Here is a 23,243-nt window from a genome sequence, read left to right as displayed (position 1 = left end):
CGGTGCGCCAGCCCGGCCAGGTCGTCCGGGCCGGCGGACCCGTCCGTGCCGCCGGGCGCCGCGCCCTGCAGCGCCAGCACCGTCGCCCCGTGCCGCCGGGCGTCGTGCACCCGCTCCAGCAGCGGCTCCCCGGCCGCGGACGGGGCGACCACCAGGACGGTCGCGCCGCGCCCGGCCCCGGTCAGCCGGCCGAGACCGTGCGCCAGATGGGCGGGGGCGGCGGCCGGGACCCGGTGCCGCAGCAGGGTGGGCGCCAGCCGGGGGACGTCCGACCAGGCGGCCTCGTCCTCCAGATGGGCCGCCAGGTGCCAGGGCTCGTACCCCGTGGTGCCGACGAGCAGTAACTCGCCCGCCCCGCGCCGGGTGACCGCGTGCCGCAGCTCCCCGGCGAAGCCACCGACGGCTTCCAGCCAACCGGTTCCGGCCAGACGGTCCCTCAGTGCCGAAACTCTCACCGCGTCCATGGCACTCAGGATGTCGCGACGGGCCGCTCGTTTGGCAGGATCGGCCCATGACTTCCCTCGATTCAGCGACAAACCCGGCCCATGAGCTGCCGGACGTCTCGCAGCTGGTGGTCGGTGTCCTCGGCGGCACCGGCGACCAGGGGCGGGGGCTGGCCCTGCGGCTGGCCAAGGCCGGCCAGCAGGTGATCATCGGATCGCGCGACGCGGCCCGCGCGCAGGCCTCGGCGGACGCGATCGGCCTCGGGGTGCGCGGCGCGGACAACGCCGCCACCGCCCGTGAGAGCGACATCGTCATCGTGGCGGTGCCCTGGGACGGGCACGCCGCCACCCTCACCGCCCTCCGCGAGGAGCTGGCGGGCAAGATCGTGGTGGACTGCGTCAACCCGCTCGGCTTCGACAAGCAGGGCGCCTTCGCACTCGTCCCGGAGGAGGGCAGCGCCGCCCAGCAGGCCGCCGCCCTGCTGCCGGACTCCCGGGTGACCGCGGCCTTCCACCACCTGTCGGCGGTGCTGCTCCAGGACGAGTCGATCGAGCGGATCGACACCGATGTGATGGTGCTCGGCGAGGAGCGGGCCGCCACCGACATCGTGCAGGCGCTGGCCGGCCGGATCCCCGGCATGCGGGGCGTCTTCGCGGGCCGGCTGCGCAACGCGCACCAGGTGGAGTCGCTGGTGGCGAACCTCATCTCGGTCAACCGCCGCTACAAGGCGCACGCGGGTCTGCGCATCACGGACGTCTGAGCAGCGGCGTCCACCGACTGCCCGGTCCGGTCGTCCGACGATCGGACCGGATCGCCGACCTCACCCCCGGACCGGGTCCGGGGGTGAGGTCGGCGACAATGGGGGCCGACCTCACCCCCGGCCGCAGGAGTACCCCGCCATGCCCCGCACGTCCGTCCTCGCCTCGCTCGTCGTCGTTCTCGCGCTGGCCGCCGCCGTGGTCTCGCTGGTGCAGGGCTGGTGGCTCGGCCTCGTCTGGCTGCCGATGGCCGGCATCGCCAGCAATGTGCTCTGGATGAACGTGCGCCGGGAGAAGCTGGCCCGCGCGGCGGCCGAGCGGGCCTGAGGCCCGCTCCGGAGGACGCGCCGCCCCGGTCCGGTCCGTCCGGTCAGTTCTTCCAGAACATGAACAGCTCGTGGCCCACCTGTGCGTAGACCCGGTCGACGCCCAGCAGCTCCATCGCCCCGTAGACGACCTCGAAGAACCAGTGGTTGATCTCCGGCTGCCAGAGCAGCGCGAAGACGGCCAGCATGCCGTACGGCGCGAACGGCTCGATCGCGCGCCGGGTCTTGGCCGACAGCCACGGCTCCACGATCCCGTAGCCGTCCAGGCCGGGCACCGGCAGCAGGTTGAGCAGGGTCGCGCTCAGCTGGAGCATGCCGAGGAAGCCCAGGGCGAGCGCCAGCGGCGAGACGTCCAGCTCGTAGCCGCTCCAGACCGCGTGCACCGAGGAGTCGTCCAGCCAGCCCGCGCCGACCGGGACCAGCAGCAGCACCGCGGCGAGCAGGTTCACCAGAGGTCCGGCGGCCGAGATCAGGCTGTGCTTGAGCCTGCCCCGCACCCGGTGCCGCTCGATCCAGACCGCGCCGCCGGGCAGGCCGATGCCGCCGAGCAGCACGAACACGATCGGCAGCACGAAGCTGAGCAGGGCGTTGGCGTACTTGAACGGGTTGAGGGTCAGGTAGCCCTTGGCGCCGACGCTGATGTCGCCGCCGTGCAGCGCGGTGCGCGCGTGCGCGTACTCGTGCAGGCAGAGCGAGACCATCCAGCCGGCCACCACGAACAGGAAGATCCCGAACCGGGCGTTGCCGTAGCCCTGGAACACCGCCACGGCGGAGGTGGCGAAGATCGCGAGCAGGGCCCAGAACACCGGGCTGATCCGGCGGTCCTCGCTGCGTGAGCGCTGCGTGGCGGCGAAGGTCATGGTGTGGGTGCTCCGGGGGTCGGGAGGGCGATGGCTGGGCAGAGGCCGATCATGCCGGGCGGGCCCGCGCCGGACAAGCCGTCCAGGGTGAACGTACGGAGCCCGGCACCGGGTTCCTGGCACGGTCCCCCGGAGTCAGGGTGCAGTCAGGGTCGAGGGCTGGACAAATGTGCGTGGGGGGCGGGGTCGATCCACCAGAATGGTGCGGTGCACTACGGCATCCTCGGCACCACCACGGCCCACCACGACGACGGCACCCCGGTCCCGCTCGGCGGAGCCCGGCTGCGCGCCCTGCTCGCCGCACTGGCCCTGCGCCAGGGGCGGCCGGTGCCGGCCGACCTGCTGGTCGACGAGGTGTGGGACGCCGAGCCACCGCAGGACGCGTCGGCCGCGCTCCAGACCCTGGTCGGCCGGCTGCGCCGGACCATCGGCCGCGACCGGGTCGGCTCCGGCCCGGCCGGGTACTGGCTGACCGAGCCCGCCACCGACCTCGCCGAGTTCCAGCGGCTGGCCGGGGAGGGCCGCCGGGCGCTGGAGCAGGGCGACCACGTGTCGGCCGCCGAGCGGCTGCGCGCCGCGCTCTCGCTGTGGCGCGGCCCGGCGCTCGCCGACCTGCCGGACCGGGGCGGCCCGGCGACCAGGCTGGAGGCGCAGCGCGAGGAGGTCCGCCGGCACCGGATCACCGCCGAGCTCGGCCTCGGCCGGGCGGCCGAGCTGGTGGCCGAACTCGCCGAGCTGTGCGAGGGGCGGCCGCTGGACGAGCCGCTGCAGTACCTGATGGTCCGGGCGCTGCACGAGTCCGGCCGGACGGCCGAGGCGCTGCGCCACTACGAGAACACCAGGCGCGCCCTGGCGGACGAGCTGGGCGTCGATCCCGGGCGCCGGCTCCAGTCGCTCCATGCCGAGCTGCTGAGCCCGACCGGGCCGGTCGAACCGGCCGAACCGGCCGCCCCGGGCGCGGAGCCCGCCCCGTCGGCAGCAGCGGCACCAGCATCGGTACCGGCGCCGCCCGCCCGCGCGCCCGGCAATCTGCGCGGTCGGCTGACCAGCTTCGTCGGCCGGGAGAACGACCTCGCCGCGCTGCGCTCCGTCCTGGCCACCAGCCGGCTGGTCACCCTCACCGGCCCCGGCGGCTCCGGCAAGACCCGGCTGTCGGTCGAGGCCGGCCGGCTGGAGCAGGGCGCCGGGAACTGGCCGGACGGCGTCTGGGTGGCCGAGCTCGCCCCGGTGGAGCGCCCGGACGCGGTGCCGGGCGCGGTGGTGTCGGCGCTCGGCCTGCGCGCGACCGTCCTGCACACCGGCGCCAGCATGGTCGCCGAGGTGATCGAGGGCCGCACCGACGACCCGGTGCGCCGGCTGATCGAGCACTGCGGGCGCCGCCGGATGCTGCTCGTCCTGGACAACTGCGAGCACCTGATCCAGTCCGCCGCCGACCTCGCGGACACCCTGCTCACCGAGTGCCCGGGGCTCACCGTGCTGGCCACCAGCCGGGAGCCGCTGGGGGTGCCGGGCGAGACCGTCCTGCCGGTGGAGCCGCTGCCGGACCCGGTGGCGCTGCGGCTGCTGACCGAGCGGGCCGCCGCCGCCCGCCCCGGCTTCGACCCGCGGAGCGATCCGGAGGCCTGCGCCGAGATCTGCCGCCGGCTGGACGGGCTGCCGCTGGCCATCGAACTTGCCGCCGCCCGGCTCCGGGTGATGACGGCCCGGCAGATCGCGGACCGGCTGGACAGCCGGTTCGCGCTGCTCACCGCGGGCAGCCGGACCCTGCTGCCGCGTCAGCAGACGCTGCGCGCGGTGGTCGACTGGAGCTGGGACCTGCTCGGCAAGCAGGAGCGCGCGGTGCTTCGCCGGCTGGCGGTGTTCGCGGGCGGCTGGAGCCTGGAGGCGGCCGAGTCGGTCTGCTCGGACGAGACCGAGGTGCCCCGCGAGGAGGTCGCCGACCTGCTGCTCTCGCTGGTCGACAAGTCCCTGCTGGTGGCCGACCTGGACGGGGAGGGGCCGCCGCGCTACCGGATGCTGGAGACCATCCACGAGTACACGGACGAGCGGCTGGCCGAGGCGGAGGAGACCGCCGCCACCGGGGGCCGGCACGTCGGGTACTTCCGCGAGCTGGTCCGCGGCGCCGATCTCAACATCCACGGGCCCGAGCAACTGCACTGGCTGGCGGTGCTGGAGCGCGAGCACGACAACATCCGGGCGGCGCTGCGCCGGGCCGTCTGCCGCCGGAACGAGGACGACGCGCTGGTCCTGGCGCTTGGCATGAGCTGGTACTGGTCGCTGCGCGGCTACAGTCAGGAGGCCCGCCGCTGGTACGACGCGGTGCTGTCGATCGGCCCGGACCCGTTCGCCGACGCCCGTCCGGTGCCGCTGGACCGGCATGTGCTGGAGTACCCGGTGCCGATGCCGCCGGAGGCGCTCGGGGAGGCCCGCCGGGCGATCGTCATCTACCGGCTGATCAGCATGTTCGAGGGCAATCTCGACGTCCTGGCCGACCAGGAGGCGGTCGCCATCGCCCGCAAGGTCACCGAGGCCTACGGCCGCGACCTGCCGCAGTCCTACCGCTTCCCCGGGCTGATGCGGGTCTTCGGCGCCTTCCTGATCGGCCAGCTGGACACCATGCGGGAGCTGCTGGACGACGCGGTGGAGGGCTGCCGGGAGTACGGCAGCGCGAGCGACCTGGCGTTCATCCTGCAGATCCGGGCCAAGATGATGAACGACTGGCCGGGCGGGGCCGAGCAGAGCACCCTGGACGGCGAGGAGTCGCTGGACCTGTACCGCAGAGCCGGCGACCGCTGGGGGATGTCCCAGGCGCTGTCCGCGCGCGGCGAGTCGCTGGCCAACCAGGGCCGCTCGGCGGACGCGGTCGAGGCGTACCGCCGGGCGATCGAGCTGGCCGAGGAGCTGGGCGCGCCGCAGGAGGTGCCGATGCTCCAGGTGCACCTGGGGTCGGCGATGCTGGACGCGGACCTCGACGCGGGGGAGCGGCGGATCCGGGCGGCGCTGGACGGGATCGAGCCGGGGGACAACCAGGCGACCAACGGCGCGCTGCTGTTCGGTCACCTGATGCTCTGCGGCATCAGTGTGCAGCGCGGGGACTACGAGCGGGCCCTGGCCGAGCTGGACGTGCTCCGGTGGACGCGGATCGGCGCCTTCGCCCCGGACGTGGTGGGCGGGATGCTGACGGTCACCCGGGGCTGGATCACCGCCCGGGCCGGCGATCCCGACCTCGGACGGGAGCTGGTCCGCGAGGGCCGGCAGCTGATGCGCTCGGTGCCGGCCGCGGCGAGCGGCTTCGTGGAGCAGATGTCGGTGATGCTGCTGCCGCCGGTGATCGGGCTGCTGGAGGCCTTCGCCCGGCGGGACGGCGATCCGGTGCAGGCCCGGCTGGCCGCGGTGCTGTTCGGCGCGCACGCCGGGATGAACGGCCCGAAGGGCGGCTACCTCGACCGGGTCGAGCGGGAGCGGGCCGAGGAGATCCTGCGCGGGATGCTCGGTGACGCGGAGTTCGAGGCGGCCACCGCCGAGGGGCGGACGATGTCGATGGCGGAGACCAACGCCATGCTCGACGAACTGGTGCGCTGAGCCGGGAGCCGGCCCCGGGCGCTCCCCTCGCGCGTCCGGGACCGGCGTACCGGCCGGTCGGGCCGGTCGGGCCGGGGCTCAGGTCCGCTTGCGGAACCGGGCGACGGCGAGCGGCGCGAAGACCGCGGTGATGCCGATCGACCAGGCCAGCACGATCAGCACCGGGTGCGCCACGGCGCCCTGGCCGTTCATCAGGGCCCGGCAGGCGTCGGCCAGCGCGGACAGCGGGTTGACCTTGGTGAAGGCCTGGAGCCAGCCCGGCATGGTGTCGGTCGGGGCGAAGATCGAGCTGCCGAACTGCATCGGCATCAGGACCAGCATGGCGACTCCCTGGACGGCCTGGGCGCTGCGCAGCGCCATGCCCAGCAGCATCGAGATCCACACGATGGACATGCCGAAGAGCAGCGAGAGTCCGACCGCGGCCAGCAGCTCCAGGAAGCCGCCCTTCAGCTCGAAGCCGAGGATCAGCGCGAAGACGATCAGGATGGTGAAGGAGAGCAGGGCGCGGCAGGTCTCGGCGGCGATCTTGGAGAGCAGGACCGAGGACCGGCCGATCGGCAGGGTCCGGAACCGGTCCATCACCCCGGTCTGGAAGTCGCTGTTGAGGCCGGTGCCGACGGCCATCGCCAGGGTGATGCCGGTCTGCCCGAGCAGGCCGGGGATCATGTACTGCTTGTAGGCGTCCTGGCCGCCGGAGATGGCGCCGCCGAAGACGTAGACGAAGAGCACGGTGAAGATGACCGGCATCAGGACGGCGTCGAACATCGACTCCGGGTCGGCCTTGATCCGCATCAGGTTGCGGCGGGTCAGCGCGCCGACGTGCCGCAGATGGCCGGGCAGGCCGATCCGGCCCTCCTCGGCCCGGGCGGGGGCGAGCGTGGCGGTGGTCATGCGACGGGCTCCTTGGCGAGGCTGGGGGCGGCGTCCTCGGCCGCCGGGCGGTCCGAGGGCTTGCCGGTGATGGCGAGGAAGACCTCGTCCAGGCTGGGCAGCTGGGTGTCGATGTCGGCGATGCCGAAGCCCCGGGTGCCGAGGACGCCTATGACGGCGGTCAGCTGGTCCTCGGAGGTGAGCGGCACCGACAGCAGGCCGGTGTCGGCGGAGAAGGTGGCGGTGGCGATGCCGGTGTCGTGCAGGCAGCGGGCCATCTCCGGCAGCTCGGCCGGGTGGCCGGGCCGGACCTGGAGGGTGCGGCCGCCGACCTGGGCCTTGAGGTCGGCGATGCCGCCGGCCGCGATCACCCGGCCGCGGTCGATGACGGTCAGCTCGTTGGCGAGCTGCTCGGCCTCCTCCATGTACTGGGTGGTGAGCAGCACGGTGGCGCCGTCGGCGACCATCCGCTGCACCTCGTCCCAGACCTCGTTGCGGGTGCGCGGGTCCAGGCCGGTGGTGGGCTCGTCCAAGTAGAGGACCCGGGGGCGGCCGATCATGGAGGCGGCCAGGTCGAGGCGGCGGCGCATGCCGCCGGAGTAGGTCTTGGCGACGCGCTTGGCGGCCTCGGTGAGCGAGAACCGCTCCAGCAGCTCGGTGGCGCGCGCCTTGGCCTCCTTGCTGGAGAGGTCGAGCAGCCGGCCGATCAGGTAGAGGTTCTCGTAGCCGGAGAGCAGCTCGTCGACCGAGGCGTACTGGCCGGTGAGGCCGATGGTGCGGCGCAGCTGCTTGGGCTGGCGCAGCACGTCGTAGCCGCCGACGAAGGCGGTGCCGGCGTCGGGCTTGATGAGGGTGGAGAGGACGCGGACCAGGGTGGTCTTGCCGGCTCCGTTGGGGCCGAGCACGCCGAGGACGGTGCCCTCGCGCACGGTGAGGTCGACGCCGTCGAGCGCCTTGGTGCTGCCGAAGTGCTTGACGATGCCGCGGACCTCGACGGCATTCCCCGCAGCGGGCCCCCGGTCGTTCGGGGCGGTGGAGATTCGTGTCATGCGAGAAGACTGTCCGGCCCGGCTGTCAGCCCGCTGTCAGCCGGGTGTCGGGCGGGCGGCCCGTCGGCGGGCCGCTGTCGGCGCGCTGTCAGGCGGCTGTCACCGGGGCCCGGCCCGGCCGCGGCCGGGTCCCGGTGACGGGGAGCGCGTCAGTGGAAGGTGTGCTCCGGGGCGGGGAAGGCGTCGCCGCGGACGTCCTCGGCGAACGCGCGGGCGGCGTCGCCGAGCACGGCCCGCAGGTTGGCGTACTGCTTGACGAACTTGGGCACCCGGCCCGCCGTCATGCCGGCGAAGTCGGTCCAGACCAGCACCTGGGCGTCGCAGTCGACCCCGGCGCCGATGCCGACGGTGGGGACGGTGAGCTGCTCGGTGACCTGCTTGGCCAGCTCGGCGGGCACCGCCTCCAGGACGACCGCGAAGGCGCCGGCCTGCTGCACCGCCTTGGCGTCGCGCAGCAGCTGGTGCGCGGCCTCGTCGCCGCGGCCCTGGACGGGGTAGCCGCCCAGCGCGTGCACGGACTGCGGGGTGAGGCCGATGTGCGCCATCACCGGGATGCCGGCCTCGACCAGCAGCTCGATCGAGCGGGCGCTGCGCTCGCCGCCCTCCAGCTTGACCGCGCCGACCCCGGCGTCCTTCATCAGCCGGACCGCGTTGTGCATCGCCTGGGCCGGGGACTCCTGGTAGGAGCCGAACGGCAGGTCGGCGACGATCATGGCCCGCTTGGTGCCCCGGACGACGGCGCCGGCCAGCATGACCATCTGGTCCATGGTCACCGGCACGGTGGTCTCGTAGCCGAGGTGGCAGTTGCCGGCGGAGTCGCCGACCAGCAGGACGGGCGTCCCGGCCTCGTCGAAGACGCCGGCGGTGAGGGCGTCGTAGGCGGTCAGCATCGACCACTTCTCGCCGCGCTGCTTGGCTGCGGCGAGGTCGCGGACGGTGACGCGGCGGGTGGTGACCCCACCGTAGAGGGTGGTGGTCGACGCCTGGTTCTGGGCAGGCGAAGGCGAAGAAGCGTTCATCGAACAGGCTCCTGAAGGGTTGTCGTCTCGTGGCGCCGTGCGGCGTCCCCGGATCACCTCCATGCTTGCACGGCCCGGCGCGGGTGCAAAAGGGGCGAGGCCGCGCCGGGTGCGGGAGAGGCGCGCGGGTCTTTGCCAGGGTTTTACGAAACGGAGTCGTCTCGTATCGAAATGAGCGCTACGCTCACTGCGGGGGGTTTACGAGACGACCGCGGCTCGAATGTGCCCGCCAGTGCCACGCCGTACCACGGACGGGAAGAAGCCATGACCACCGCCGCCGCCGCACCACCCCGGGTGCCGGAAGCCATCCACCGCCGCCGCTGGGCGATCCTGGGCACCCTGGTGCTCGCCCTGCTCGTCGTCGTCCTCGACAACTCGATCCTCAACGTCGCGATGAAGACCATCGCCTCCCCGGCGCCCACCGGCATCGGCGCCAGCCAGAGCGACCTGGAATGGTCGATCAACTCGTACACCCTGGTCTTCGCCGGACTGCTGTTCACCTCCGGACTGCTGGGCGACCGCTTCGGCCGCAAGCGGGCCCTGCTGGCCGGCATGGTCGTCTTCGGCCTCGCCTCGCTGCTCTCCGCGCTCGCCTCCACGCCGGGCGAACTGATCGGCTACCGCGCCCTGATGGGCGTCGGCGGGGCGCTGGCCATGCCGGCCACGCTCGCCATCATCATGAACGTCTTCGAGCGCGCCGAGCAGCCCAAGGCGATCGGCATCTGGGCCGGCGCGGTCGGACTCGCGATCGCGATCGGCCCGATCACCGGCGGCCTGCTGATCGAGCACTTCTGGTGGGGCTCGGTCTTCCTGGTCAACGTGCCGATCGTGATCGTCGCGCTGATCGCGATGACCCTGCTCGTCCCGGAGTCCAAGGACCCCAACCCGGGCCGGATGGACCCGGTCGGGGTGCTGCTCTCCATCGTCGGCCTGGTGGCGCTGATCTACGGCATCATCAAGGGCGGCGAGCTGGCCGACTTCACCGCCGTCGCGGCCTGGGGGCCGGTGCTCCTCGGCCTGGTGGCGCTGACCGCCTTCGTGCTCTTCGAGCGCCGCACCGCGCACCCCGCGCTGGACGTCAACTGGTTCCGCAACAAGGTGTTCAGCGCCTCGGTCGTGGTGATCGGCGTGGTGTTCTTCGCGCTGATGGGCGTCTCGTTCTTCGGCGTCTTCTACACCCAGAGCGTGCGCGGCTACAGCGCCCTGGAGGCCGGCGTGCTGATGCTGCCGCTGGCCGCCGCCCAGCTGGTCTTCGCCCCGCGCGCCCGGCTGGTGGTCGACCGCTTCGGCGTCCGCGCCACCTCCGCCGCCGGCATGGTGTTCATCTCGGTCGGCTTCCTCGGCTACCTGCTGCTGGGCGCCACCACCCCGATCTGGGTGCTGGTCGTGCTCGGCCTGCTGATGGGCACCGGCATGGCCCACGTCATGCCGCCGATCACGGTCGCGATCATGGGCTCGCTGCCGCGCGAGAAGGCCGGCGCCGGCTCGGCCGTCAACAACACCTTCCGCCAGGTCGGCGGCTCGCTCGGGGTCGCGGTGCTCGGCGCCGTGCTCTCCACCGTCTACCGCGACGGGGTCTCCGACAAGCTCGCCCAGCTGCCCACCCCGGAACTGCGGGAGAAGGCGGGCGAGTCGCTGGAGGCCACCATGGCCGTCGCCGCGCGACTCGGCGAGCGGGGCAAGGAACTGATCGGCCCGGCCAACGACTCCTTCATCCACGCGATGCACGTGGTGGCCGGGCTCTCCGCCGGGATCACCGCGGTCGGCGCCCTGCTGGCCTGGTTCCTGCTGCCCGGCAAGGTGCCGGCCGGCGGCCCCGCGGGCGGTCCCACCGGCCCCGGTGCGGCGGCGGACGCGGCGCAGCACGGCGAGCGGGCCGCCGCGGCCCTCCGGAAGGCGGCCGCGGACGCCTGACCGGCGGCCGGGCTGAGCGAGAATGGGGCCCTGTCGCCGGGAGGACTGCCGGTGACAGGGCCCACGAGCGCGTGCGACCCCCGCCACTCTCCGGGCGGGGGCTCCACAACCGGGAGATGCGAGATGAAGACCGACCCGACGGCCGCGCCGCCGCCCTGCACCGGCCCGCGCCGCGGCAGGCCCCGCAGCGAGGCCGCCGAACAGGCGATCTTCGCCGGCGTCGAGGAACTGATGGCGGCCGGCACCAGCCTGGCGGAACTGACCATCGAGGGCATCGCCACCTCCGCCGGCGTCGGCAAGGCCACCATCTACCGGCGCTGGCCCAACAAGGAGGCCCTGCTGATCGACATGGTCAGCAGACTGGAGGAGCCGCTGCCCGAGACCACCGGGTCGATCCGCGGCGACCTCGTCGCGATGATCGAGTACATGCGGCAGCGCGGCCTGGCCAAGCGCTCCCGCTGGGTGCTCAAGGCGGCCCTCGGCCAGATGCACAGCTGGCCCGAGCTGCACGCGGCCTACCGCGAACGGGTGATCGCACCCCGCCGCGAGGCCGCCCGCCAGGTGATCCGGCGCGGCGTCGCCGGCGGCGAGCTGCGCGCCGACCTCGACGAGGAACTGCTCGGCGATCTGCTGATCGGCCCGATCCTCGCCCGCAGCGTGCTCTGGGACGACTCCGACCTCGACGACCCGCGGCTCGCCGAGCGGATGGTCGACGCCCTCCTCGACGGCGTCGCGGGCCCCGCCCTCCGGTCCGCCCGGACCTGACCGGACGGGCACTCCCGCGGCCCTCCCGCAGTCGTCCCGAGGCCGTCCCGCGCCCGCCGCCCGGCCCTCCCTCCGGCATCGCCGCAGGCCGGGAGGCGGTCACGGCCCGGCCGACCGCGCAGTGGCCTGGCTCACCAACCGGGCCACGCCGGAACCCCGGTCGCCCGGCCGGGCGTCTGTCCCGACATAGGCTGGGCCGGAATCCGACCGAACCGGCACAGGTCCGGCACGCCCGCCGCCGCCAGGCGGCAGCGGCACCGCGGACGGACAGACGGCGCGAACGACGGGAGTCACGGATGGCGCAGGCGGACAGGGCGGACCGGGTGTCCCCGGCAGCGGCCGGCGACCCGGGATCCGGCCGACGCCCGGCCGGGTTCCTCGGCGTGCGCGACTGGGGCCGGGACGCCAGGGGCAGCAACACCTGGCGGCGCGGCCTCGCGCTCGCCGTACTGGCCCTGCTCACCGGCGCCCTGCTGGCCTTCCACGCCGAGGTGCCGAACAGCGTCGGCAACCTCGGCAGCCTGCTGGAGACCTTCCTGCCCTGGCTGGGGCTGGCGGTGCCGGTCCTGCTCGTCCCCGCCCTGCTGCGCCGCTCCGCCACCGCGCTGCTCGCGCTGCTGGTGCCGGTGGTGATCTGGGCCAACATGTTCGGCGGCCTGCTCACCGACAAGAGCGGCGGCACCGGGGACTTCACGGTGGTCAGTCACAACGTGGCCGCCGCCAACACCGACCCCCAGGGCACCGTCCGGATGCTGGAGAAGTCCGGGGCGCAGATCGTCGCGCTCCAGGAGCTGGCCGGCCGGCCGCTGCGCGCCTACGAGTCCGGGCTGGCCGCGACCTACCCGTACCACGCGGTGGAGGGCACGGTCGGGCTCTGGTCCAAGTACCCGATCGGCGACGTCTCGGTGGTGGACATCAAGATGGGCTGGACCAGGGCGTTCCGGGCCGAGGTGACCACCCCGAAGGGCCCGCTCGCGGTGTACGTCGCCCATCTGCCGTCGGTCCGGCTCAAGGCCGAGGGCGGCTTCACCGTCAACCAGCGGGACGTCAGCGCGCAGGCGCTCGGCGACGCCGTCGAGGCCGAGCCGCTGAAGAAGGTGCTGCTGCTCGGCGACCTCAACGGCACCATGAACGACCGCAGCCTGGCGCCGATCACCTCGCAGATGCGCTCGGCCCAGGGCGCGGCCGGGGACGGCTTCGGCTTCAGCTGGCCGGCGTCCCTCCCGATGGCCCGGATCGACCAGATCATGAGCAAGGGCGGACTGGAGCCCACCGACTCGCGGACCCTGGAGCGGGACGGCAGCGACCACCTCGCGGTGGCCGCCACCTATCGCTACAAGTGAGCCGCCGAGGGGGCCCGGCGCCTCGGCCCGGGCCCGTACTCAGCCGCGGCGCCACCGGTTGGTGATCGGCAGCCGGCGGTCCCGGCCGAAGCCCTTGACCGAGATCTTCGGGCCCGGCGGGTACTGCCGGCGCTTGTACTCGGCGGTGTCGACCAGCCGCACCACCCGGTCCACCACGGCCGGGTCGAAGCCGGCCGCCACGATCGCGTCCCGGCCCTGGTCGCCCTCGACGTAGAGGTCGAGGACGGTGTCCAGCAGGTCGTAGTCCGGCAGCGAGTCGGTGTCCTTCTGGTCCGGCCGCAGCTCGGCGGACGGCGGCTTGACGATGGTGTTCTCCGGGATCGGCGGCACCTCGCCGAGTCGCTCGGCCTCCTCGTTGCGCCAGCGGGCCAGCCGGAAGACCAGCGACTTGTAGACGTCCTTGATCGGGCCGTAGGCGCCGACCGAGTCGCCGTACAGGGTCGAGTAGCCGACCGCCAGCTCGCTCTTGTTGCCGGGCGCGAGCACGAGGTGCCCCTCCTGGTTGGAGATCGCCATCAGCAGGGTGCCGCGCAGCCGGGACTGGAGGTTCTCCTCGGCCAGTCCGGTCAGCTCGGTGGCGGCCACGTAGGCGTCGAACATCGGGGCGATCGACACCGTGCGGAAGTTCAGCCCGGTGCGGCGGGCCAGCTCGGCCGCGTCGTCCCGGGAGTGCTGCGAGGAGTAGCGGCTCGGCATCGAGACGCAGTGGACGTTCCCGGCGCCGACGGCGTCCACCGCGAGGGCGGCCACCACGGCCGAGTCGATGCCGCCGGACAGGCCGATCAGCACCGAGCGGAAACCGTTCTTGTGCACGTAGGCCCGGGTGCCGGAGACCAGCGCGGACCAGATCTCGGCCTCGTCGGTGATCCGCGGCGCGACCTCGGCCCGGACCCGCTCGGCGGGCGCGTCGGCGGGCTCGCCGCCCAGCTCGGCGCGGACCAGGTGCAGGCCGTCGGCGAGCAGCAGCCCGTCGGTGTGGTCGCTGCTGGCGGCCGGCAGGTCGAGGTCCAGCACCAGCAGGTGCTCCTCGAACTGCGGCGAACGGGCCAGCACCTCGCCGTCCGGGGCGACCACGATCGAGTCGCCGTCGAAGACCAGCTCGTCCTGGCCGCCGACCATGTTCACGTAGGCGAGCGCGCAGCCGGCCTCGGCGGCCCGGCGCCGCACCAGCTCCAGCCGGGCGTCGTCCTTGTTCCGCTCGTACGGCGAGCCGTTGATCACCAGCAGCAGGCCGGCCTCGGCCTCGCGGGCGGCGGTCACCCGGCCGCCGTCCTGCCAGATGTCCTCGCAGATCGCCAGCGCGACGTCCACCCCGTGCACCCGCACCACCGGCAGCTGGTCGCCGGGGACGAACCAGCGGTACTCGTCGAACACGCCGTAGTTCGGCAGGTGGTGCTTGGCGAACCGGGTGGCGACCTCGCCGCGGAACAGCACCGCGGCGCAGTTCTGCGGGGATCCGGCCGGCCGGCCGAAGCGCGGCGAGGCCTGCTCCGAACGGCCGAGGTAGCCCACCACCACGGGCACCTCGCCCAGCCCCTCCGCGGCGAGCCGCCCGGCCAGCCCGGTCAGCCCGGACCGCGACGCCTCGACGAAGGAGCGGCGCAGCGCGAGGTCCTCGACCGGGTAGCCGGTCAGGGCCATCTCGGGGAACGCGACCAGCTGGGCACCGGCCTCGACGGCCTGCCTGGTCCAGTGCACCACCTCGTCGCCGTTGCGCGCGATGTCACCGACCCAGGGGTCGGTCTGGCAGAGAGCGAGACGCAGATTGGGCATACCGACGAGTCTAATCGTCGATCTGACGTTATGTCTCGGCCGGGGTCGCCAGTGCCTCCGGCGGCCGCGATCCGCCATGATGGGGAGCAGTCGCTGCCGGGGTGGTTTCCGGGCGTAACACGAACGTAAAGAGCAGAGGTGAGACTGTCCCCATGGGCAAGCAGCAGGAGTTCGTGCTTCGGACGCTCGAAGAGCGTGACATCCGGTTCGTCCGGCTGTGGTTCACCGATGTCCTGGGGTTCCTGAAGTCGGTGGCGGTGGCGCCGGCCGAGCTGGAGCAGGCGTTCGAGGAGGGCATCGGCTTCGACGGCTCGGCGATCGAGGGATTCGCCCGGGTGTACGAGTCCGACATGATCGCGAAGCCGGACCCGACCACCTTCCAGATCCTGCCGTGGCGCTCGGAGACGCCGGGCACCGCCCGGATGTTCTGCGACATCCTGATGCCGGACGGCTCGCCCTCCTACGCCGACCCGCGGTTCGTGCTGAAGCGCACCCTGGAGAAGGCCTCCGCCCAGGGCTTCACCTTCTACACCCACCCCGAGATCGAGTTCTTCCTGCTGAAGAACCTGCCCGGCGACGGCACCGCGCCGATCCCCGCCGACCACTCCGGCTACTTCGACCACACCCCGCGCGGGGTGGGCCACGACTTCCGCCGCCAGGCGATCACCATGCTGGAGTCGATGGGCATCTCGGTGGAGTTCTCCCACCACGAGGGCGCCCCCGGGCAGCAGGAGATCGACCTGCGCTACGCCGACGCGCTCTCCACGGCGGACAACATCATGACCTTCCGGCTGGTGATGAAGGAGGTCGCGCTGGAGCAGGGCGTGCACGCCAGCTTCATGCCCAAGCCCTTCTCCGACCACCCCGGCTCGGGCATGCACACCCACCTCTCGCTGTTCGAGGGCGACCGCAACGCCTTCCACGAGTCGGGCGCCGAGTACCAGCTCTCCAAGGTCGGCCGCTCCTTCATCGCCGGCCTGCTCCGCCACGCCGCCGAGACCGCCGCCGTCACCAACCAGTGGGTGAACTCCTACAAGCGGATCTGGGGCGGCTCCCAGCGCACCGCCGGCGCCGGCGGCGAGGCCCCGTCGTACATCTGCTGGGGCCACAACAACCGCTCCGCGCTGATCCGGGTCCCGATGTACAAGCCGGGCAAGCAGGGCTCCACCCGGGTCGAGGTCCGCTCCCTGGACACCGGCTGCAACCCCTACCTGGCCTACGCCGTCACCCTGGCGGCCGGCCTCAAGGGCATCGAGGAGGGCTACGAGCTCCCGCCGGGCGCCGACGACGACGTGTGGGCCCTCACCGACCCCGAGCGCCGCGCCCTCGGCATCCAGCCGATGCCGCAGAACCTGGGCGAGGCGATCGACCTGATGCAGCGCAGCGAGCTGGTCGCGGAGACCCTCGGCGAGCACGTCTTCGACTTCTTCCTCAGGAACAAGAAGCAGGAGTGGGAGGAGTACCGCTCCGAGGTCACCCCCTTCGAGCTGCGCAAGAACCTCCAGGTGCTGTAGGTCCCGCCCCGGGGATCCTGCCGCAGAGGTCCAGCCGCAGAGGGGTGACGCCACGTCAAGCACCACCGGGCCCGCCGTCGTTCCAATGGATGACGGCGGGCCCGCCGTTTGGGTTGGCGCGTTCCCTGATGGCGGAACGTGAGGAGATTGTGACGTTGCGTTGTGATCCGATAAGCGTGATCAATCCCCTCCCCCCTGAGAGGACCTCATGCCCTCCACCACCGTCAGCCGCGCCGCCGCCGTCCGCACCCTCGCCCGGCGGATCGGGATTTCCGGTGTGGCCGTCGTCGCCGTCGCCGGACAGCTGCTCACCGCCCCGATCGCGGACGCCCGCGGCTCGGGCCCCAAGGGCCCGCAGCAGCGTGCCGACACCATCGTCTCGAACCCGCTGCCGTTCAAGACGCGCTTCCAGGGCGACTTCCACGGCTCCGTCACGCGGATCAGCAACTCCCTGATGACCTGCGACGAGACCCAGCCGCCGGTCGACCCGGCGCAGCCGCCGTGCGTGGACGCCCGGACCGGCGCGGGCAGCCGGCCGATCAACAACAACTACCAGATGAAGTACATCAACATCGATCCGGGCAGCGTCGGCCCGCTCGGCGACGAGATCTACTCGGCCAGCTCGGCCGACCTCGGGCTGCTGGAGGGCTCGCAGATCAAGTACGCCCGGCTGTACTGGGGCGGCACCCGCGGCATCGGCAGCACCGTCCTGCCGGAGAGCCAGATCGACGAGATCTACCTGAAGGTCCCGGGCGAGAACCAGTACCGCAACATCGCCAACGACCAGCCGTCCATCGGCTACATCACCACCACCGAGGAGAGCAGCTACCAGGCCTCCGCCGACATCACCGACCTGGTGAAGGCCGCCGGCAACGGCACCTACACCGCCGCCAACATGGACTCGGTGGTGAAGCCGCACAGCTGGGGCGGCTGGTCGATCGTGGTGGCGTACGAGAACCCCTGCAAGCCGCTGCGCCACGTCCACATCTGGGACGGCTTCCAGGTGGAGCTGCCGGACAGCCCGGCCCGCGAGTTCAACCTCGACGGCCTGCAGACCCCGGCCACCGGGCCGGTCGCCGGCAAGCTCGGCTTCATCGTCTACGACGGCGACCTGAAGTGGACCGGGGACACCCTGGCGATGAAGTCCACCAACGGGCCGGAGTCGATCTTCTCGGACGTCAACCACGCCTCCAACGACGCGTTCAACTCCACCATCGAGGAGCTGACCCCGGCGGACCAGTTCGTCCGCAACCCGTACAACCGCAACAACTTCGGCTACGACTCCAACCGCTGGGACATCTCGCCGTTCCTGCGCAACGGGGACACCGACATCACCATCAAGTTCGACACCGACAAGGACGGCTACGACCTCGGTGTCTTCTACGCCTACGTGAACCTGGACGGCTCGCTGGAGGGCTGACCGCCCGCCACCGACCGGCGCCGCTGCCGCACCACCCGCACCGGGGGGTGCGGCAGCGGCGTTCCGGCCTGCCGGGGCGACCCGCGCAGCAGCCGCTCGCAGGGGCGCTCCACCCACCGGTGGAGGGCGCCCGCCACGGCGAGCGTCACCGCGGCGAGCAGCAGGTCGACGGCGAGCAGCGCGAGCGTCCCGGTCGGTCGGCCGGCCGTCCACAGCCAGCAGCGGATGCCGATCTCGTGCACCAGGTACCAGGCGTAGGACCACTCGCCGAGGAGCACCGCCGTCCGCCCGGAGAGCAGCCGGGGTGCCGTGCCCGCCGCGTCCCGCCCCGCGGCGGCCACCAGCAGCGCCGCGAACAGCGGGGCCGGGAACAGCTGCGAGGCGCTGTACGGGCCCCACCACAGGGAGTCGGGGACGGCCGCGTGCCAGGGCACCAGCAGGACGTGCCAGCCGGCCACCGCCGCCGCGGCCGCGCCGAGCCGCACCCGGGGGAGCAGCCCGTGCCGGGCGGCCAGCCCGGTGACCACCCCGAGCACGAACTGCGGGGTGCGGGTCAGCGGCAGGTAGTCCAGCAGCCAGCCGCGCAGGGCCGGATCGGCGGGCAGCAGCGCGCCCGCCGCCCACAGCACCGGGCCGAGCGCGGCGCAGACCGCCGCCAGCGGCAGCCAGCTCCGCCGGCGCGGGGCCAGCAGCCGCAGCAGGCCCGGGAACAGCAGGTAGAACCAGGCCTCGGCGCCCAGCGACCAGGAGGCCGGGTTGCCGCCGAAGACCGTCCCCGGCGCCCAGGCGTGCAGCAGCGGCAGCGACCAGAGCACGGCCGCCAGCGGGACGGCCAGGCCCAGGGCGGCGTTCGCGCCCAGCGACAGCGCGGTGGTCAGCGCGTGCAGCGGCCAGATCCGGGCGAACCGGCGCCGGGCGAAGGACCGGGCGGTGGCCGGCGAGCCCTCGTACGTCCAGGCGAGGACGAAACCGGAGAGGACGAAGAAGAAGGTGACTCCCGAACGCCCGTACCAGGAGAGCGGGCCCAGCAGCGGCAGCTCGCCGAGCTTGCGCGCCAGGTGGTAGAGCACCACCAGCAGCGCGGCCCAGAAGCGCAGCCCGGTGAGCGAGGGCAGACGACCGGGCATCGGACCCTCCGGGAGGGTGGGACGGGCAGCGGGAGCGGACGCCGGGTGAACGAGCGCGGCGGCCACGGGGTCACGGACGGGTGACACCGGTGTCCGCCCGGTGGTCACGCCCGGGCGCGCCGCGCCCGGGACGCGTAGCCTGCTGGGGCGGACGGGGGGCGGACGGACGGAGGGGCGATGGCGGTGGAGGAACAGCGGGCCGGCAGCCGGGTGAGCCGACCGGAGACCAGACTGGCGCGGCGCGGGTTCACCGACCCCGCCAAGGCGCTGCGGCTGCTCGCCGAACCGGCCCTGGACGGGCTGGCCGCGGACCCGGTGCTGCTCGACGCGCTCGCCGCCACCGCCGACCCCGACCTCGCCCTGCTCGGCCTGTCCCGGCTGCTGGAGGCCGCCGAGGAGACCGACCGGCACACCCTGCGCGACACCCTGACCACCTCCAAGCCGCTGCGCGACCGGCTGCTCGGGGTGCTCGGCGCGTCCACCGCGCTCGCCGACCACCTCGCCAGGCACCCGCACGACTGGCACGTCCTGGTCACCTTCGAGCTGCGCGACATGCACCCCGGCCCTGCTGACTTCCGCCGGGCGCTCGCCGAGGCCGTCGCCGCCGACACCACCGGCCGCCCGGCGGACGCGCTGCGGGTCGGCTACCGCCGCTGCCTGCTGGCGGTCGCCGCCCGCGACCTGACCGGCACCACAGACCTCGCCCAGACCGCCGCCGAACTCGCCGACCTGGCGGGCGCCACCCTCCAGACCGCCCTGGACCTGGCCGCCGCGCAGGACCCGGAGGCCGCCGCCGACTGCCGGCTCGCCGTCATCGGCATGGGCAAGTGCGGCGGCCGCGAACTCAACTACGTCTCCGACGTCGACGTCATCTTCGTCGCGGAGCCGCGCGAGGGCGTCGAGGAGCACCGGGCGGTCAGGGCCGCCACCCGGCTGGCCGCCGCGCTCACCCGGCTGTGCGCCGACACCACCGGCGAGGGCACCATCTGGCCGGTGGACGCCAATCTGCGCCCCGAGGGCCGCAACGGCCCGCTGGTCCGCACCCTGGCCAGCCATGTCGCCTACTACCGCCGCTGGGCCAAGACCTGGGAGTTCCAGGCGCTGCTCAAGGCCCGCCCGGTGGCCGGCGACGCCGAACTCGGCGAGGCGTACGTGGCCGAGCTGGCGCCGATGGTCTGGCAGGCCGCCGCCCGGGAGAACTTCGTCGCCGACGTGCAGCAGATGCGCCGCCGGGTGATCGACTCGATCCCCGCCACCGAGCTGGACCGCCAGCTCAAGCTGGGCCCCGGCGGACTGCGCGACGTCGAGTTCTCCGTCCAGCTGCTCCAGCTGGTGCACGGCCGCACCGACGAGGCGCTGCGCAGCGGCAACACCCTGGAGGCGCTGGCCGCGCTCTCCCGGGGCGGGTACGTGGGCCGCGCCGACGCCGCCTCGCTGGACGCCGCCTATCGCTTCCTGCGCTCGCTGGAGCACCGGATCCAGCTGCACCGGCTGCGCCGCACCCATCTGATGCCGACCGAGGACGAGGACCGGCGCCGACTGGCCCGCTCGCTGGCGCCGCTGATCAACGACGACACCAGGGCCGACCCGGTCGCCGCGCTGCAGCGGGAGTGGAAGCGGCACGCCGTCGAGGTGCGCCGGCTGCACGAGAAACTGTTCTACCGGCCGCTGCTGGACGCCGTCGCCGAGCTGCCGCCGGGCGCCGCGGGCCTGCGCCAGGACGCGGCCCGGGCCCGGCTGGAGGCGCTCGGCTACGCCGACCCGGCCGCCGCGCTGCGGCACCTGAGCGCGCTCGCCGCCGGGGTCAGCCGCAAGGCGGCGATCCAGCGCACCCTGCTGCCGGTGCTGCTCGGCTGGTTCGCCGACTCCGCCGACCCGGACGCCGGACTGCTCAACTTCCGCCAGGTCTCGGACGCTCTCGGCCGCACCCCCTGGTACCTGCGGCTGCTGCGCGACGAGAGCGCCGCCGCCGAGCAGCTGGCGCGGGTCCTGTCGGCCGGGCGGCTCGCCCCCGACCTGCTGCTGCGGGCGCCGGAGGCGGTCGCCATGCTCGGCGACCCGCAGGGACTGGTGCCGCGCGGGCGGCCCGCGCTGGAGCGGGAGGTGCTGGCCGCCGTCCGCCGGGCCGACTCGGTGGCCGGCGCGGTGGCGGCGGTGCGCTCGGTGCGCCGCCGGGAGCTGTTCCGCACCGCCGCCGCCGATGTGCTGGGGCGGCTCGGCGAGGACCCGGCGCAGGCGCTGGACGCGGCCGGCGAGGCGCTCACCGCGCTCAACGCGGCCACCCTGCAGGGTGCGCTGCGCGCCTGCGTGGCCGGCTGGGAGGCCCGCAACGGCGAGCTGCCGACCCGGATCGCGGTGATCGCGATGGGCCGGTTCGGCGGGCACGAGCTGGGCTACGGCTCGGACGCGGACGTGCTCTTCGTCCACGAGCCGGTGCTCGGCTCGCTGGAGGAGGACGCCGCCCGGGCCGCCCAGGCGGTCTGCCACGAGCTGCGCACCCTGCTGGCCGCGCCGTCCACCGAGCCGCCGCTGGAGGTGGACGCCGACCTGCGGCCGGAGGGGCGCAACGGCCCGCTGGTGCGCTCGCTCGCCTCGTACACGGCGTACTACCGGCGCTGGTCGCACGCCTGGGAGAGCCAGGCACTGCTGCGGGCCGAACCGGTGGCCGGGGACCCGGAGCTGGGGGAGCGGTTCCGGCAGCTGATCGACCCGCTGCGCTTCCCCGGCGAGGGGGTGCCCGAGCGGGACGTGCTGGAGATCCGCCGGATCAAGGCCAGGATCGAGGCGGAGCGGCTGCCGCGCGGCGCCGATCCGACCACCCACACCAAGATCGGCCGGGGCGGGCTGGCGGACGTCGAGTGGACCGTGCAGCTGCTCCAGCTGCGGTACGGGCACGAGCTGCCGGGGCTGCGCACCACCCGGACCAGGGCGGCGCTGGCGGCGGCGGTCGGGGCCGGGCTGGTCGGCGCGGAGGACGCGGAGGTGCTGGACGCGGCCTGGGTGCTGGCCTCCCGGGTGCGTTCGGCGGTGATGCTGGTGCGCGGCCGGCCGGGCGACTCCTTCCCGGCGGACACCCGGGAGCTGGCCGGGGTGGCCCGCTACCTGGGGTACGGGGCCGGGCACAGCGGCGAGCTGGTGGACGACTACCGGCGCACCACCCGGCGGGCCCGGTCGGTGGTGGAGCGGCTGTTCTACGGCTGACACCTGGGGAATGCCGAGAGGGGCCCCGGTCGCCCGGGGCCCCTCTCGGCGTTTCTCGTCCTCGGCCGCGGCCTCAGCGGCGGGAGCTGCTCACCGCGGGCTCGCTCCACTGCTCGGGCACCGTGACCGGCTCGGCCGGCAGCTCCCGGGCGGGCACCTGCGGGAGCCGGTAGACCCAGGAGTGGTAGAGCCAGCCGGCGGTGAGGAAGCCGACCAGCAGGCACAGCAGGCCGCCGACGGCGTCCATCCAGAAGTGGTTGGCGGTGGAGACGATCACCAGCAGTGTGGCCACCGGGTAGAGCAGGCCCAGCACCCGGACCCAGGTCCGGCGGGCCAGGAAGAAGATGGTCAGACCGCACCACGTCGACCAGCCGATGTGCATCGAGGGCATCGCGGCGAACTGGTTGGACACGTGGGTGGCCGGGCCGGAGGCCATCGAGCCCCAGGTGCCGTGCGTTTTCACGGTGTCGATGAAGCCGCCGTCGGTCATCAGCCGGGGCGGGGCCAGCGGGAAGAAGTAGAAGCCGACCAGTGCGATCGCGGTGGTGACGAACAGCACCGTGCGGGTCGCGGCGTAGCGGCCGGGGTGCCACCGGTAGAGCCAGACCAGGACGCCGATGGTCACCACGAAATGCAGCGTCGCGTAGTAGTAGTTCATCCCGGTGATCAGCCAGCCGACGCTGTCGACCGCGTGGTTGATCGAGCGCTCGACGGCGATGCCGAGGGACTTCTCGAGGTCCCAGATCCAGCCGGCGTGCTTCTGCGCGATCGTCTCCTGCTCGGGGACGGCGTTGCGCACCAGGGAGTAGATCCAGTAGCTGATGCCGATCAGTGCCAGCTCGAACCAGAGTCTCGGCCGCGCGGGTGACCGGCGCTGCTCGCGGACGCGGTCACGCAGGGCCGCGGTACGGGTGCGGGCCGCAAGGGTGGCTCCGTCGGGCATGCGGCCGCCGTTCTGCTGGATCTCGGTCGGTTCCCCCATGGACGAGAAGTCTGCCAGACGTCCCGTAGCCGTCTGCTCATCCTCCGGAAGTGGATTCTTCACCGGCTGTCCCCCTTCAGAGGTAGGGGGTGGCTCCCACCGGGGGAGGGGGTGCGGACGGATCTGGGGTCAACCGGTGGGACGGGCATACGTCCCATTGTCACGCCGGACGGGCGGGGCGGCGCAATCGGGGGTGGGAGCGCGGGACCGGGGCGCATTTTCCCCGACCGAAACGCTTTCTGCATCTTGCTGAAACATATTGCAGGCCGCTAGCG

At 73.4% G+C, this 23,243-nt stretch carries 16 protein-coding genes and 1 pseudogene; 9 read left to right on the top strand and 8 right to left on the bottom strand.

The annotated features are described in order from the left end of the window. Positions 1–464 (bottom strand): annotated as a pseudogene (locus BI06_RS28825) (hypothetical protein); the annotation flags it as partial. Positions 465–511: 47 nt separating this feature from the next. On the opposite strand from BI06_RS28825, the gene npdG reads away from it, so the two are divergent. Together npdG and BI06_RS28815 are read left to right on the top strand one after the other, a co-directional pair. Next, positions 512–1,204, top strand: coding sequence for an NADPH-dependent F420 reductase (npdG, locus tag BI06_RS28820; RefSeq protein ID WP_030391590.1), 693 nt, complete (start codon positions 512–514; stop codon positions 1,202–1,204). Positions 1,205–1,343: 139 nt separating this feature from the next. Beyond that, positions 1,344–1,529 carry a hypothetical protein gene (locus BI06_RS28815; RefSeq protein WP_030391589.1) on the top strand — a complete coding sequence of 62 codons (186 nt, stop codon included), beginning with the start codon at positions 1,344–1,346 and terminating at the stop codon, positions 1,527–1,529. 43 nt (positions 1,530–1,572) lie between these two features. Here the strand turns inward: BI06_RS28815 and BI06_RS28810 are convergent, their stop codons facing one another. After that, on the bottom strand, positions 1,573–2,388 hold the full coding sequence (locus BI06_RS28810; protein WP_030391588.1) for a site-2 protease family protein: 816 nt from the start codon (positions 2,386–2,388) through the stop codon (positions 1,573–1,575). 207 nt (positions 2,389–2,595) lie between these two features. Here BI06_RS28810 and BI06_RS28805 point away from each other — a divergent pair, with 207 nt between their 5' ends. After that, positions 2,596–5,970 carry a BTAD domain-containing putative transcriptional regulator gene (locus tag BI06_RS28805; RefSeq protein WP_043472482.1) on the top strand — a complete coding sequence of 1,125 codons (3,375 nt, stop codon included), beginning with the start codon at positions 2,596–2,598 and terminating at the stop codon, positions 5,968–5,970. 78 nt (positions 5,971–6,048) lie between these two features. Here the strand turns inward: BI06_RS28805 and BI06_RS28800 are convergent, their stop codons facing one another. From BI06_RS28800 to panB, 3 genes are all read right to left on the bottom strand, one after another. Then, a complete protein-coding gene (locus BI06_RS28800) occupies positions 6,049–6,861 on the bottom strand; it encodes an ABC transporter permease (protein ID WP_030391586.1) in 813 nt (270 codons plus the stop codon). Then, entirely contained in the window at positions 6,858–7,889 is a 1,032-nt protein-coding gene (locus BI06_RS28795; protein WP_043472479.1) for a daunorubicin resistance protein DrrA family ABC transporter ATP-binding protein, read from the bottom strand. Before BI06_RS28795 ends, BI06_RS28800 begins: the two co-directional genes overlap by 4 nt. A 149-nt stretch (positions 7,890–8,038) precedes the next feature. After that, the gene (gene panB / locus BI06_RS28790; RefSeq protein WP_030391584.1) at positions 8,039–8,908 is read right to left on the bottom strand and encodes a 3-methyl-2-oxobutanoate hydroxymethyltransferase; all 870 of its coding nucleotides are present in this window, start codon (positions 8,906–8,908) and stop codon (positions 8,039–8,041) included. Between the two features lie 264 nt (positions 8,909–9,172). Between panB and BI06_RS28785 the strand changes: the two genes are divergently transcribed. The 3 genes from BI06_RS28785 (at position 9,173) to BI06_RS28775 (ending at position 12,930) form a co-directional block, all read left to right on the top strand. Further along, on the top strand, positions 9,173–10,822 hold the full coding sequence (locus BI06_RS28785) for a DHA2 family efflux MFS transporter permease subunit (protein WP_051742046.1): 1,650 nt from the start codon (positions 9,173–9,175) through the stop codon (positions 10,820–10,822). Positions 10,823–10,945: 123 nt separating this feature from the next. Next, positions 10,946–11,587 (top strand): TetR/AcrR family transcriptional regulator, encoded by a 642-nt coding sequence (locus BI06_RS28780; RefSeq protein ID WP_043472477.1) that lies wholly within the window; start codon positions 10,946–10,948, stop codon positions 11,585–11,587. Positions 11,588–11,883: 296 nt separating this feature from the next. Then, entirely contained in the window at positions 11,884–12,930 is a 1,047-nt protein-coding gene (locus BI06_RS28775) for an endonuclease/exonuclease/phosphatase family protein (RefSeq protein ID WP_030391581.1), read from the top strand. Between the two features lie 39 nt (positions 12,931–12,969). Here BI06_RS28775 and BI06_RS28770 read toward each other — a convergent pair whose 3' ends face one another. Then, positions 12,970–14,724: an NAD+ synthase gene (locus BI06_RS28770; RefSeq protein WP_043472475.1), complete on the bottom strand. Its 1,755-nt coding sequence runs from the start codon at positions 14,722–14,724 to the stop codon at positions 12,970–12,972. Between the two features lie 152 nt (positions 14,725–14,876). On the opposite strand from BI06_RS28770, the gene BI06_RS28765 reads away from it, so the two are divergent. Together BI06_RS28765 and BI06_RS28760 are read left to right on the top strand one after the other, a co-directional pair. After that, the gene (locus BI06_RS28765; protein ID WP_030391579.1) at positions 14,877–16,238 is read left to right on the top strand and encodes a glutamine synthetase family protein; all 1,362 of its coding nucleotides are present in this window, start codon (positions 14,877–14,879) and stop codon (positions 16,236–16,238) included. 208 nt (positions 16,239–16,446) lie between these two features. Continuing rightward, positions 16,447–17,658 (top strand): hypothetical protein, encoded by a 1,212-nt coding sequence (locus BI06_RS28760; protein WP_043472471.1) that lies wholly within the window; start codon positions 16,447–16,449, stop codon positions 17,656–17,658. On the opposite strand, the gene BI06_RS28755 is transcribed toward BI06_RS28760, so the two are convergent. Continuing rightward, a complete protein-coding gene (locus tag BI06_RS28755; protein ID WP_051742044.1) occupies positions 17,625–18,785 on the bottom strand; it encodes an acyltransferase in 1,161 nt (386 codons plus the stop codon). The genes BI06_RS28760 and BI06_RS28755 overlap by 34 nt on opposite strands. A 177-nt stretch (positions 18,786–18,962) precedes the next feature. Here BI06_RS28755 and BI06_RS28750 point away from each other — a divergent pair, with 177 nt between their 5' ends. Beyond that, the gene (locus tag BI06_RS28750) at positions 18,963–21,986 is read left to right on the top strand and encodes a bifunctional [glutamine synthetase] adenylyltransferase/[glutamine synthetase]-adenylyl-L-tyrosine phosphorylase (protein WP_051742042.1); all 3,024 of its coding nucleotides are present in this window, start codon (positions 18,963–18,965) and stop codon (positions 21,984–21,986) included. Between the two features lie 73 nt (positions 21,987–22,059). Here the strand turns inward: BI06_RS28750 and BI06_RS28745 are convergent, their stop codons facing one another. Next, entirely contained in the window at positions 22,060–22,968 is a 909-nt protein-coding gene (locus tag BI06_RS28745; RefSeq protein WP_051742040.1) for a phosphatase PAP2 family protein, read from the bottom strand. Between the last annotated feature and the right edge of the window lie 275 nt (positions 22,969–23,243).

The organism is Kitasatospora sp. MBT66 (assembly GCF_000710405.2).
GTDB lineage: Bacteria > Actinomycetota > Actinomycetes > Streptomycetales > Streptomycetaceae > Kitasatospora > Kitasatospora purpeofusca.
The sequence above is the reverse complement of the archived record's forward strand: the minus strand, read 5'-3'. Positions and strand labels throughout refer to the sequence as shown.